The organism is Bacillus sp. NPDC077027, from assembly GCF_050269555.1.
Lineage (GTDB): Bacteria > Bacillota > Bacilli > Bacillales > Bacillaceae > Bacillus.
On record NZ_JBNNIO010000001.1, the window covers coordinates 916,102 to 928,797 of the forward strand.

The window sequence follows — 12,696 nt, forward strand, 5'->3', positions numbered from 1 at the left end:
GTTTGTAGGGGAAGGTCATGAAAGTGGGGTGTAAAAGTAATATTTAAAAAAAACAAAAAAGCCCAAGTTTTTAGGCTGGGACTTCAACAATTTCCTATAGGAAATCTGATACTTTTTCAATTTCAAAACGGCTGCTTTTATGTGCTTCTTTTGCTGGCTTGCCAATAGAAATGAGCATCACAGGTTCATAGCGATCACTTACATTGAATTCTTTGATGTAAGCATCCTTGCTAAATCCACCCATTGCACATGTGTCATATCCCATTGCTTTTGCAGCGATCATCAGTTGCATCGCTGCTAATGAAGCGTTTGAGAATGCCGCATCACGTGCATATTGTTCACTTTGATAAGCACCGTTAATTTGCGTCATCAGCGTTTCTTTAATATCACTTGTGATAAATCCTTGTTCAGCAAGTTCGCTGTAAATCTTTTCACCACTTTTATTTGCTTCTAGATCACCTAGCACAGCAATTACTGCGGAAGCTTGAGAAACTTGCTTCTGATTATAAGCAATCGGAAGAAGTTTTGCTTTTGATTCAGCACTGTGGAATACAGTGAAATGCCAGTGTTGAAGGTTCCAGGCAGAAGGTGCTTGTGTAGTAACCTCTAGAAGCTCCGTCAATTCTTCTTTTGTCATTTCGTGTGATGTATCGTATTCCTTTACTGACGCTCTTTCTTTTAAAATTTCAATCGTTCTTTGATTGGTCGACATATGGATATTTCCTCCCGTTTACACTAATAGTATGATACAATAAATAAAAAAGTGAGACACTTACTTATTGTAACTAAAACATATTTTAAGTTGTATAAATGTAGTTTGTCAAACATTCTATAAAAGAAAGGCTGAAAATTATGGAATTTGCATTGTGTCCAAAAATTCATCAGGCATTTTTACTGCTCGGTAAAAGGTGGAACGGCCACATTATTCATGTGTTGCTTGATGGTCCGAAGCGTTTTAAGGACTTGACCGACATCATTCCATCCATCAGTCAAAAAATGCTAGCTGAACGCTTAAAAGAATTAGAACAAGAAGGCATCATCAAACGAAACGTATTACCTGAAACGCCAGTAAAAGTGATTTATTCTTTAACTGAAAAAGGAAGCGCTTTAAACGACGTTTTTCAAGAAGTATCAGTTTGGGCAAATGAATACGCAGTGACGCAATATGAAAAGGAGCAAGCCTAGTTTTAGGTTTGCCCAATCGTTTTTTTCTCCTAATGAATATGCTGATGTTAGGCACACGACAAAAGGAGGAGAAAAAGCATGTACCCTCATACTCCGTATGACTATCGTGGCGGCGCTCCGGGCATTCCGCCATTTGAATCCAGAGTCCCTCTGTTTTTTGGTTTTGGAGCTCCTTTAGTCGGTGGATTGCTTGGCGGCTTTTTAGGAAGTGCGATATTTAACTACCCTCGCCCATATTATCCACCACCGCCACCGCCAGGTCCACCACCATATGGAGGCGGATACCCGCCCTATTATTAAGAAAAAGCCTGCTCCTAAAGCAGGCTTTTATAGTTGGATATCAATTTCTGACACTCCGGGGTCATCGTGTTTTAAAAACATAATCTCAAGAATATTATCCTGATATGAAGCCTTCGTTCCTTTGCGTTTAACAGCAGCAGGTAGCACGATTTTCTTTTGTGAGTCCTCTTCAGGAAAGTGATCAATAAATAAGAGATTAGCTGTATGTTTAATTTTTACTTTATCTGTTTTTTGACGATCCAACTCTATTTTCACAAAAACATGATCAGTTGTTTCAAATACTTCGACGAGTGGTTCATGTTTTTTTTCCTGTTCATTGGCGGCTTGTTGCCTGTCTTTATAAAGCGGATCTTTAAAGGGGAATTGAGCAGGGTAATTGGAGCCGAACACACTTTCCATCACTTGGTTTACATACTGCTCTACATCTTTTGGATCTGAATTTTTCAAGGCTTCCTTTGAGAATTGCTTTTGAAAAGGGAATAAACGGTTCCAATCAAACATGTAGATCATCCTTTCTAAATGCCCTGAATTAGTATATGCCCAATCTCATAAGTGCGTGCTATAATATACGATAGGTTTAGAAAGGAATGGTTATTTTGAACAACGATCAACAAACTAAAGGTGTGCTTTACACAGCGGCATCTTTTATATTATGGGGTCTTTTCCCATTATATTGGAAGCTCATGGAACATATTTCGTCAGGCGAAATTTTAGCGCACAGAATTTTATGGTCTTTTATTTTTATGTGTGGCATGCTCTTTTTTATGAAACAATTCCGTCCAGCAATACAAACCATGAAAGGTCTTATGAAAGATGGGAAAGCATTTTTTTCATTGCTCCTGTCTGCGATTCTGATCTCTGTCAACTGGTATGTTTACATATGGGCAGTCAATCATCAATTAATGCTAGAAGCGAGCTTAGGCTATTATATTAACCCTCTTATTTCTGTTTTACTTGGTATCATCTTTTTAAAGGAACGGCTGAATAAACTTCAAACCATCGCCATTATCATTGCAACAGGTGGAGTCATCATCTCAGCAGTTCAATACGGTTCGTTCCCGATAATTGCGCTTTTACTTGCTTTTAGTTTCGGTTTTTATGGACTAATTAAAAAAAGAATGACCTTAACAAGTGCGATTGGTTTGACGATTGAAACCTTGCTATTGACCCCGGCTGCTCTCGTATATTTGCTATTCTTTTTAAAGGAACCAGTTGTGACAATGAATCCAAGTAGTTTTGGATCACTGGGCCTTTTATTTTTGGCAGGTATCTTAACAGCAGTGCCACTGCTTCTATTTGCTGAAGGTGCGAAAAAAATTCCACTTTATCAGGTGGGGATACTTCAATATATTGCGCCAACGATCACTTTATTTTTAGGTTTGTTTGTGTATCATGAACATTTCTCGGCTGCTAAGGCATTGACATTTATATGTATTTGGGTAGCAATCATATTATTTACTAGTTCGCAAATCCGTTTCAAAAAAACATCAAATTCTCACTAAAATGAGAAAGCAGTTTGCTTTTTTTTGAGATGAGTTTGTGTATAATTAGACTTTAACAAATCCTTTTGAGGTGACAAGCATGACACAAGCTAACGAATTAGTATCGTCATATCTTTCATTATGGAAGAATCGGCAACTGAATATTGTAGACATGTCGTCCTTGCTTCTTGCCATATGTGAGGATTTAGGGGATGTTCGTACACATCCTCGTGCAAGGAAATCATTGCATGAAAAGTATGTGCTGTCGATAGAAAGAATTTTACAGGGCCCAATTGATCCTGATCACAAACTAAAGCTGATCAGCTTACATACTGAACGGCTCAGGGAATTAACACAAAGAGAAGGAAGGGATCAAAAATGAAACCCATTCAAACAGAAGATGTCCAAGTGCATCTTGAGTCATTGTTAAACCGTCCTGTTTATGTGCACCTTGAAACAACAACTGGCTCATATTCAGCTCATATGAATGAACAAAATATGACCGTCGTTGCGTATATCCGTAATGCCAATGTGGTCTATTCACAGGCTAAAATTAAAGGAAATGGTCCATATCGTATCGGGCTGAAAATAGAAGATGGTTGGGTATACGCTGAAGGGCTTACTGATTACGTAGTGGACGAGAAGGGGCGACTGTTAATGGCAGGACATTTACCGGATGGAAAACTGGCCATTTCATTACAAATTAGCGAAACACCATTTACAGTTTAGAAAGGGTGACGAGAAATGAAAGAACATGTACTTGTGATGCTTCCTCACCCTGATGATGAATCATTTGGGGTAGCAGGGCTAATCGCACATAGTAGAAAACGAGACATTCCTGTCACTTATGCATGCGGCACACTAGGTGAAATGGGACGAAATATGGGAAGTCCAACGTATGCCAATCGAGAAACTCTTCCTGAATTAAGAAAGCAAGAGTTATTAAATGCTTGTAAAGTAATGGACATTACAGATTTACGAATGCTTGGACTTAGAGATAAAACCTTGGAATTTGAGGACGACGAATATTTGGCAGATATCATGGAAAAGATCATTGATGAAGTGAAACCAACACTGATTGTTACGTTTTATCCAGAACATGGTGTGCACCCCGACCATGACGCAACAGGCGAGGCGGTCATTAGGGCTCTTTATCGTAAAAAGAAGGAAGATCGTCCTGTGACATATTGTATGGCGATTACTAGAAATAGAGAAGAGGTTCTTGGCAAACCTGATATTGTCATTAATATAACAGATGTGGCAGATATCAAATTAAATGCACTCAGAGCACACAGAACACAAACTGAGGGCTTGCTAAGAGAGCTAGAAGAAAAACTCAAAAACAAAGAACCTGTTATCCGAAATTTGTTGGATGAAGAAATTTTTTGGACATATAAATGGAATGATTGAATCAAAAACAGCAACTGAAATATTTTCGGTTGCTGTTTTTCTTTCTGTTACTTTAACTAGCATCCACATATAAACGGTGTTTTCCACAGTGTACACATTTGAAAAGATACCCCTGAAAATCTCCATTGTTTTTAAGCCAGTGTTGCAAGTCATGTTTGCTCATATTGTAATCATGACAAATGTTAGAAATATCTTCTGTCAGCTCTTCTTCTAAATGACTGATTTCCTGCCAGCCAACGTACTGAACAATTGCACAAAAATCGCCACAATGACTGAGCCAATGCTCTTGTTGCCAGCCAATATAACCAGGTGTTCTATAGATCAATTCATTCATCGATTCATCATGATCGACTTGATCACAAGAAGCCGCATCCTGAAACTCACCATTATACTTTTTAGCTGCTGACCCATCTGCAATACACCAAGGGCACAGCCCTTCGACATCTTCTATTGAGTAGAACGGTCCATGATACGTATATTCGCGCTCTTGTTGACATACGGGACAGTTCGTCTTTTCTTTTTTCAATACATTAAGAGCAATGGGATCTGGGTTATATTTGAAAACAGGTAAACTCAACTCTATTCATCCTATTTACTTACTCAATATTTCATATCTTATTTTAATCATTTTTTTCAAATCAACCTCGTATAAAAGATGGTAGAATTTTATGTCTCGTAATGAGAAGAAATGCTAGATAGAGATATCAAATGATATTTGAAATAAAGAAAAAAAGCCCTTGGCCATATGCCAGGCAATTCATTTATCAGTCAGTTGCATGTGTGTTTGAAATCGAGAATCGTTTTTCAATAAGACGAAGCCTGATAAAGAGTGCAATCGCACCAGCGGCAAGTCCTGCAATGAGCCCGACCCAGTAGCCAAATGCTCCGAGGGCTGTATACGTTCCGATCAGGTAGCCGACTGGTAGACCGATTACCCAATAAGAAACAAATGCTGCAATTAGTGTGTAATTCACATCCTTATAGCCACGCAGAGCACCCTGTATTGGGGCAGCAATTGCATCTGAAAGTTGGAAGAAAATCGCATAGATCAAAAAGTGTTGCGTCATTTTGAAAACGGCTGCTTCCTTCGTATAAAGTCCTGCAATCTCAGGTCTAAACAATAATATCAGTGCCGCTGTAAATAATGAAAATAAGATCGCTGTCGTCATTCCGATATAGCTGTAGCTTTGTGCGTCTTTAAAGCGTTTTGCCCCAACTTCAAAGCCAACAACAATCGTCAGAGCCATCGAAGTACTAAGCGGCAAAATATATAAGATTGATGCAAAGTTCATGGCAGCCTGATGACTCGCTATTGTCACTGTATTAAAGTGACCCATTAAAAGCGTAACAGCGGCAAAAATACTCGTTTCGAAGAAAATGGCAAATCCAATTGGCAAACCAATTGTTAACACATGTCTCATTTCAGAAAAGGATAAACGCGGAAGTCGATGAAATAATTGAAATGATGCAAAAGGCTCCGCTTTTATCACAATGAAGATACTAATAAAACAAATCGCCCAATAGGTTAAAGCAGATGCAAGACCCGCACCGGCTCCTCCTAGCTTTGGAAAACCGAAATTCCCAAAAATGAATAAATAGTTCAATGCAAAATTAATAGGAAGTGATGTAAGCGTAATGAGCATGGTGACACGCGTCTTTCCGAGTGAATCAATAAAAGAGCGCATGACAGAATAACAAAAGAGTGGAAGGATGCCAATGGCGAGAAAGCTTAAAAAGTGTTGAGCAATGTCTTCCACTGCTTGATCAAGTCCAAGTCCACCTAAAATAAAAGGAAGTGAAATGATCCCGATGCCAATTACGACCACACTAAGCAGAATAGATAAATAAATCGCCTGAAAGACAGAGTGTGGAACGTCACGCTTTTTACCAGCTCCCATCAGCTGGGAGACAATCGGTGTTAAGGCCATTAAAATACCGGCGAGGCCTGTATAAACAGGTGTCCATATACTTGATCCTATTGCCACACCAGCGAGGTCTTCTGCACTTACTTTTCCAGACATCACAGTATCAAGGAAGGTAATAAGAGAAAGACCTGCTTGTGTAACAAAAATGGGAATGAGAATCGTCAGGAATTGTTTGATTTTTGCTTGGATTGTATTTGTTTCTCTCATCATAAGTCCCTCTTTCATAAGGAATAACGAGAGGAATTATAACACTATATGTAAAAAAATCAATTCTCCGACGAATTATTTTTTTTTGTGGGCTTCGTTTTTTTAAACATTTGGGCATAAATAAAAGAAAGACTGACAACACCTAAAATACTGCACGTATATTGAATGACTTTTTGAATCGTCATGTGAGGGTCACCTCCTTACAGATAGAGTGTTCAAATTTCCCTATTTTATGACGATAAGTAAAAGGAGCTAAAACGAAATGTCTAAGCCCATCAATCATGAAGAAACATTTAAATCAAATATTAAAAAATACCTTCAACAAATGATCATCGATTCAAATAAAGTCATCGAATCACTTTATCGAACTGATCATTGCCTGTTATGTGAGCTAGAAGCACTAAATGACATGTTCAACGAAATGCACGCAGAAGCATCCTCTTTTTATTTACAATCTTACATGAATGAATTTACGCCTGGATTTACGGAATTTTCACAAGCAATTGAGAACTTATCAAAGCAAAAACATGGTGCTCTCATTGTGATTCAGCGACATGACCAAGTGGAAGACCTGATACAACAAGGAACAAACCTATATGCTGAAATGAGCTCATCACTGATAGAAAGTATTTTTTATCCAGGAAATCCTCTGCATGATGGAGCAATTCTTGTAAAGGAAAACATCCTTGTGTCAGCAGCGAACGTTTTGCCACTCACGACTAAAAAAGTGAACTCTTCACTTGGAACAAGGCACAGAGCTGCTCTTGGACTAACAGGACTTACAGATGCCCTTGTACTTGTCGTATCTGAAGAAACAGGGAAAATGTCGTTCGCAAAAGAAGGAGTGCTTTACCCATTAACTGTAAAAGAAACAAACCAAACAACACACACTCATTAACATCAAAAAAGCATTCGCCCTTTTGAAGGGGAATGTTTTTTAGTACAGAAAAAACAGCCAATAAAGTAAAAAGTCATTTGATCCAGCAAATTTTGTCATGTAGAATAGAACTATGAAACTAGGAAAGTGATGATTTCGACAATCAATTTAAAAAATCATTAAAAAGAGTTCATAAATAAAGCAGACAGCCGATAGAAACGATATGGCTTTCTTTTAGCATTTTGAGTTTGCTTTTTAGCCTATTTCATATTGCCTCAAAGTCTTGATATCGAGTAATATAATAGAAATAGAGAGATAAATTAGTGCAAGAGAAGCAGGATTATTAAATGCTAAACTTTAAACCAATACATAAGTTTTGTGATGATTAGAATAGAAAGGCGGAGATTCATTCATGAAAAAGAAAGTAATAACCGGCCTCACAGTTTCTGCAATCGCTAGCTCAGCAGTAATGGCAGCACCGGCAGAAGCACAGACGATTAAGGTGAAAAGCGGGGACTCCCTTTGGAAAATTGCTCAGAAGTATGATACAAGTATTGCTGAACTTCAGTCAGTTAACCAATTAAAGACGTCCATGATCTTTGCAGGACAGAGCTTAAAAATTCCTGCTACAAAAAGCACAAAATCAAACAATTCAACTAGTTCAAAAACAACGCAATCAAGTGCTAAGTCTACAACATCTACTTATACAGTGAAACTTGGTGACTCGTTATGGTTAATTGCTAAAAATCACAAAATGTCAATTGCCACATTGAAAAGCTTAAACAGTTTAAACAGTGATTTAATTCGCCCAGGACAGAAATTAAAGGTATCTGGAAGTACGAAAATTTCAGGTAATCAATCGTCAAATTCGAGCTCTAGCTCAAAGCCAAACAGTTCGACAACATCTACTAGTACATACAAGGTGAAATTAGGTGATTCACTTTGGAAAATAGCGAATAACTTAAATATGACAATCGCAGAATTGAAAACATTGAACCAATTAAAATCTGATACTTTGTATCCGAACCAGGTGTTGAAGGTCAAAGCTAGCTCATCTTCAAACTCTAATCAGTCTAAGACACCAGCGGGCCCTTCAAAAACTCAAAGCAATCAATCATCTACTAGTAAAGCAGCGACGCATACAGTCAAGTCTGGTGATTCATTATGGAAAATTGCTAACCAATATCGTGTTCAAGTACAATCAATTCGCACAACAAACAATTTGAAAAGTGATGTCCTTAGAATTGGACAAGTCCTGAAAATTAATGGCGCATTGACTTCTTCAAGTGGTTCAAATGGTGCAACAACAAATCCTTCAAAGGGTCAATCATCAAACAGTGGTCAATCCACAGCACCTATCAATGCAAAAATTACGATGATGATTCAAGAAGGAAAGAAATTGTCGGGTGTTCCTTACAGATGGGGTGGAAATACACCGGCAGGATTCGACTGTAGCGGTTTCGTATACTATCTCATTAACAAAGTATCTTCTGTATCAAGATTAAGTACAGCTGGATATTGGAATATGATGAAACCCGTTAGCACACCAGAAGTTGGAGACTTTGTCTACTTTACAACGTATAAAGCTGGACCATCTCATATGGGATTATACTTAGGCGGAGGAAACTTCCTTCATGCAAGTGATAGTGGAGTAGGCATCTCTAATTTGAGTAATTCCTATTGGAAGAATGCTTATCTAGGTGCGAAACGATTCTTTTAAAAAAGCCGATTTCGGCTTTTTTGTTTGCCTCCTTTCCAGTTTGTCCATACTGATGAAAAAAGGGGGCTTTAAAATGAAACTTCCTATATGGATTTCCATCATTTGTTTGACTTTGGTGTCAACTTCATGTAATGCACCGCCTAAAAAAGAACATCAATTGAATGAGGAGTCTAAAGAAGCGGCAGCTCTTGAAACGCCACTTGCGAAAACAACACTCATTCAGACAAATGGTAAAGAAGTGGGGTTTATAGAAATTCGTCAGTCAAAACAAGGAGGACTTGATCTTCATGTGAAAGCATTTGATTTGCCTCCGGGTACACATGGCTTTCATATTCATGAAGTCGGCTTATGTCAAAAACCAGATTTTGAAACAGCAGGTTCACATTTTAATCCAACTCAACGTGAACATGGCTTTGATAACCCAAAAGGTCATCATGCAGGTGACATGCCCAATTTAGAGGTTGGAGCCGATGGCAAAGTTGATGTTGTGGTGAATGTACCAGATGCAAATTTAAAGGAAGGTCCGAACGCACTTCTAGATCAAGACGGTAGCTCCTTTATCATTCATGCGGATGCAGATGATTATTTGAGTAACCCATCTGGAAACTCAGGAAAACGTATTGTTTGCGGGGCGCTGACAAAAGAAATGGTAAAATAATCATTCATCAGAACCTTTATGTATTGAGTGCATAAAGGTTTTTTTAGTATACTTGTTGAGGAAAATGATCGAAGAGAGGAATTAACGACAAATGTTTAACCAACAATCACTCCCGCAAGATATTCAAACATTAATTGCAAAAAAAGCGAAGGATATTGAAGATGAGTTTCGTCCTTTAATTGGTGCCAGTGGATATGAAGCACAAGATTCTTCTATTATAAATGATGCTGTCATTGCCCTTGCACTAGGGAAAAATGTTTTGTTAAAAGGGCCAACAGGTTCAGGTAAAACAAAACTTGCAGAAACTTTATCAGCATTTTTCCAACAGCCGATGCACAGTGTCAACTGTTCAGTTGATCTTGATGCTGAAAGCTTAATCGGCTATAAAACGATTCACAATGATGGCAAGGTGGCTTCCATTGAGTTTATTGAAGGCCCTGTAACAAAAGCGATGAAAAAAGGTCACTTTTTATATATTGATGAAATCAATATGGCAAAACCAGAGACACTTCCAATTTTAAATGGCGTATTAGATTATCGAAAAATGATGACAAACCCATTTACCGGTGAAGTCGTTAAATCAAAAGAAGGATTTGGCGTTATTGCAGCGATAAATGAAGGCTATGTCGGCACAGTACCATTAAATGAGGCACTTAAAAACCGTTTTGTCATTATAGACGTACCTTACATTGGTGGGGACATGTTAAAGCAAGTATTACAAACACAGTCTGTACTAGGCGACCATCGTTTGATTGATCAATTTGTTCAGCTTTCAGCTGATTTAATTACACAAGCCCACAATGGACAGGTTAGTGAAGAAGCCGCTTCGATTCGTGCACTTTTAGATACATGTGACTTGGCTACATACATCCCACCCCTTCGAGCAATTGAACGTGGAATTGTTGAAAAACTCGAAGATGACAGGGAAAAAGCAGCGGTAAGAAATATTGCAGAAACATTATTTGAGTGAGGTTCTGACACTTGAAATTTATTAAATTTAACGACAGCAGAATCGATTCATTTTTATTTATGGAACTAACCGATTTAGCAAAAACGCTAGCAAAAAGTGATGATGTTGAGCTTGAATATGGCGTTCAATCTTACTACGATCCTTTTGAAAAGAAGATCTATATCAGTCACTTCTGGGATGATCGAAAGCAAGAGGATATGACAGCAGGATTAAAGAGTGATGTATTCTTACGTGCTGTCGGAACTGTACATAGTGACCTCACAGTATTTCAGGAGATGATCAACTATGCCCATAAACTGACCATCCCTCTTATGTGCAAACAACTGTTCATGCTATTTGAGGATATTCGTATAGAAGAGTGCATTAAACGTGATCGTCTTGGAACTAAGAAAGTATTCAAAAACAGAAGAGAGATGTATAGACGTCACTTTAAAACACAATTAACCATCAATCAGGAACGAAGTATTTTAACCGATGCACTATTTTGTGCAATCTATGTGAAATTGACAGCAGACTCGCCACTCGAACAAATACCAAGATTAAACGAACGGATAAATCCGATGTTGCCTTTCATTGAAGCAAGTCTTGAGCAAGTATATGAAGCTAGATCAACAGCTGATATTGCGACAATCGTGAAGCGAATAACAGAGGGCCTTGACGAGCTGCTTGAAAAAGACATGTTGAATACGTACTTCTTTTTCCCTGAATTAGATTACGAGAAGGCGGCGACTGAACCACTATTCCAAGATTTAAAAAGAAAACCGACGTTAAGTGACGATCTCAAAGTCGATCGAAAAAAGGACGGAGACGAAGACATTCACAACGAATATATGGAAGTGTGGCATCGGGAAACCGAGGCGCCATCAAAGAGTTTTCTGCAATTTGATTTAGAGCATGGTGGAAAAAGTGATCTTGGAAAAGATGCAGCACGCGAAGGGGATGATGGTGACCAAGCACTTGGTGCTGTTCAAGGCTCTGCAAGACAAACGCAACGAAAGGATTATTCAAAGCTTGAAGCCCTAGAAGAGGCAAAAGGTGATGAAGCTTCAGGTGATACCTCTGAATATGGAAAAGAAAATAAATTTGCTTATCCTATCATGATTACGCCTGATCCACCTACTTCTGAACAGATCGACATCTATATGCAGCATGCGAAAGAGATTGAACCCTACCAAAAACGGTTAAAGCAAATGATTCAAAAGACGCTCGAACATAAAAAAACATGGCCAAAAACAGATCTTCATGCAGGACGATTGAGTAAAAAACTTTTGCGATATTTTACTGAATCTAATCCACGGCTCTTTTATAAAAAACAAGCGCCATCTACTGAAATTGATGCAGTTTTCACTTTGTTAGTCGATTGTTCTGCAAGTATGTTCGATAAAATGGATGAGACTAAAAAAGGGATTGTGCTGTTTCATGAAGCCTTAAAGTCGGTTCAAGTACCACACCAAATTGTTGGTTTTTGGGAAGACACAAATGATGCGATGGAAACAAGCCAGCCGAATTACTTTAAAACCGTTGTATCCTTTAGGGATTCTTTGTACGATGCTGGTCCTTCGATTATGTCATTAGAACCTGAAGAAGATAACCGTGATGGTTATGCCATTCGCCACATGACAAAAATGATTCAAAAGCGCAGAGAAGAACAGAAGTTTCTCATTGTGTTTTCAGACGGAGAGCCTGCAGCATTCAGCTATGAACAAAATGGAATTGTTGACACACATGAGGCAGTGCTTGAGGCAAGAAAAAGAGGAATAGAAGTCATCAATGTTTTCTTGTCTAATTCTCCAATAGAAGAAGCGCAAATGAAAACCATTCAGGATATGTACGGGAAATATAGCATTTTTGTACCGAATGTTGATACTTTGCCGGATATTTTGTATCCACTTTTAAAGAAACTTCTGCATAAAAGCATAGGGGCATAAGGTTTTGCCCCTTTTTTAAAATTATTTTTCGGAAT

General features: G+C 38.3%; 16 protein-coding genes. 11 read left to right on the plus strand and 5 right to left on the minus strand.

All coding sequences use genetic code 11. From position 1 onward, the window contains the following. Positions 1-94: 94 nt before the first annotated feature. Positions 95-712: a nitroreductase family protein gene (locus ACQKEZ_RS05140; RefSeq protein ID WP_427299200.1), complete on the minus strand. Its 618-nt coding sequence runs from the start codon at positions 710-712 to the stop codon at positions 95-97. A gap of 140 nt (positions 713-852) precedes the next feature. Between ACQKEZ_RS05140 and ACQKEZ_RS05145 the strand changes: the two genes are divergently transcribed. After that, positions 853-1,185 (plus strand): winged helix-turn-helix transcriptional regulator, encoded by a 333-nt coding sequence (locus tag ACQKEZ_RS05145; RefSeq protein ID WP_427299201.1) that lies wholly within the window; start codon positions 853-855, stop codon positions 1,183-1,185. 78 nt (positions 1,186-1,263) lie between these two features. Then, positions 1,264-1,485 carry a hypothetical protein gene (locus tag ACQKEZ_RS05150; RefSeq protein ID WP_427299202.1) on the plus strand — a complete coding sequence of 74 codons (222 nt, stop codon included), beginning with the start codon at positions 1,264-1,266 and terminating at the stop codon, positions 1,483-1,485. Positions 1,486-1,512: 27 nt separating this feature from the next. On the opposite strand, the gene ACQKEZ_RS05155 is transcribed toward ACQKEZ_RS05150, so the two are convergent. Then, positions 1,513-1,986, minus strand: a complete 474-nt coding sequence (locus ACQKEZ_RS05155) for an Hsp20/alpha crystallin family protein (RefSeq protein WP_427299203.1) — start codon at positions 1,984-1,986, stop codon at positions 1,513-1,515. A gap of 95 nt (positions 1,987-2,081) precedes the next feature. On the opposite strand from ACQKEZ_RS05155, the gene rarD reads away from it, so the two are divergent. From rarD to bshB2, 4 genes are all read left to right on the plus strand, one after another. Beyond that, complete coding sequence (gene rarD / locus ACQKEZ_RS05160) at positions 2,082-2,987, plus strand: EamA family transporter RarD (RefSeq protein ID WP_427299204.1); 906 nt, start codon at positions 2,082-2,084, stop codon at positions 2,985-2,987. Positions 2,988-3,066: 79 nt separating this feature from the next. Beyond that, complete coding sequence (locus ACQKEZ_RS05165) at positions 3,067-3,348, plus strand: hypothetical protein (RefSeq protein ID WP_427299205.1); 282 nt, start codon at positions 3,067-3,069, stop codon at positions 3,346-3,348. Next, complete coding sequence (locus tag ACQKEZ_RS05170; protein ID WP_427299206.1) at positions 3,345-3,695, plus strand: YojF family protein; 351 nt, start codon at positions 3,345-3,347, stop codon at positions 3,693-3,695. Before ACQKEZ_RS05165 ends, ACQKEZ_RS05170 begins: the two co-directional genes overlap by 4 nt. A 15-nt stretch (positions 3,696-3,710) precedes the next feature. Further along, a complete protein-coding gene (gene bshB2 / locus ACQKEZ_RS05175; RefSeq protein ID WP_427299207.1) occupies positions 3,711-4,376 on the plus strand; it encodes a bacillithiol biosynthesis deacetylase BshB2 in 666 nt (221 codons plus the stop codon). Positions 4,377-4,428: 52 nt separating this feature from the next. On the opposite strand, the gene ACQKEZ_RS05180 is transcribed toward bshB2, so the two are convergent. The 3 genes from ACQKEZ_RS05180 to ACQKEZ_RS05190 all read right to left on the minus strand — a co-directional run bounded on the left by ACQKEZ_RS05180 (position 4,429) and on the right by ACQKEZ_RS05190 (position 6,693). Then, positions 4,429-4,953: a CbrC family protein gene (locus ACQKEZ_RS05180; RefSeq protein WP_427299208.1), complete on the minus strand. Its 525-nt coding sequence runs from the start codon at positions 4,951-4,953 to the stop codon at positions 4,429-4,431. A 187-nt stretch (positions 4,954-5,140) separates the two neighbouring features. After that, complete coding sequence (locus ACQKEZ_RS05185) at positions 5,141-6,508, minus strand: MATE family efflux transporter (protein ID WP_427299336.1); 1,368 nt, start codon at positions 6,506-6,508, stop codon at positions 5,141-5,143. A 59-nt stretch (positions 6,509-6,567) separates the two neighbouring features. Next, positions 6,568-6,693, minus strand: a complete 126-nt coding sequence (locus ACQKEZ_RS05190) for a hypothetical protein (RefSeq protein WP_427299209.1) — start codon at positions 6,691-6,693, stop codon at positions 6,568-6,570. Between the two features lie 77 nt (positions 6,694-6,770). Here ACQKEZ_RS05190 and cdaS point away from each other — a divergent pair, with 77 nt between their 5' ends. The 5 genes from cdaS to ACQKEZ_RS05215 all read left to right on the plus strand — a co-directional run bounded on the left by cdaS (position 6,771) and on the right by ACQKEZ_RS05215 (position 12,661). Further along, positions 6,771-7,406, plus strand: a complete 636-nt coding sequence (cdaS, locus tag ACQKEZ_RS05195; protein WP_427299210.1) for a sporulation-specific diadenylate cyclase CdaS — start codon at positions 6,771-6,773, stop codon at positions 7,404-7,406. Positions 7,407-7,797: 391 nt separating this feature from the next. Then, on the plus strand, positions 7,798-9,105 hold the full coding sequence (locus tag ACQKEZ_RS05200; RefSeq protein WP_427299211.1) for a LysM peptidoglycan-binding domain-containing protein: 1,308 nt from the start codon (positions 7,798-7,800) through the stop codon (positions 9,103-9,105). Between the two features lie 73 nt (positions 9,106-9,178). Next, on the plus strand, positions 9,179-9,763 hold the full coding sequence (locus ACQKEZ_RS05205; RefSeq protein WP_427299212.1) for a superoxide dismutase family protein: 585 nt from the start codon (positions 9,179-9,181) through the stop codon (positions 9,761-9,763). 91 nt (positions 9,764-9,854) lie between these two features. Further along, a complete protein-coding gene (locus tag ACQKEZ_RS05210) occupies positions 9,855-10,733 on the plus strand; it encodes an AAA family ATPase (RefSeq protein WP_427299213.1) in 879 nt (292 codons plus the stop codon). Positions 10,734-10,744: 11 nt separating this feature from the next. Next, entirely contained in the window at positions 10,745-12,661 is a 1,917-nt protein-coding gene (locus ACQKEZ_RS05215) for a VWA domain-containing protein (RefSeq protein ID WP_427299214.1), read from the plus strand. The last annotated feature ends 35 nt before the right edge of the window (positions 12,662-12,696 follow it).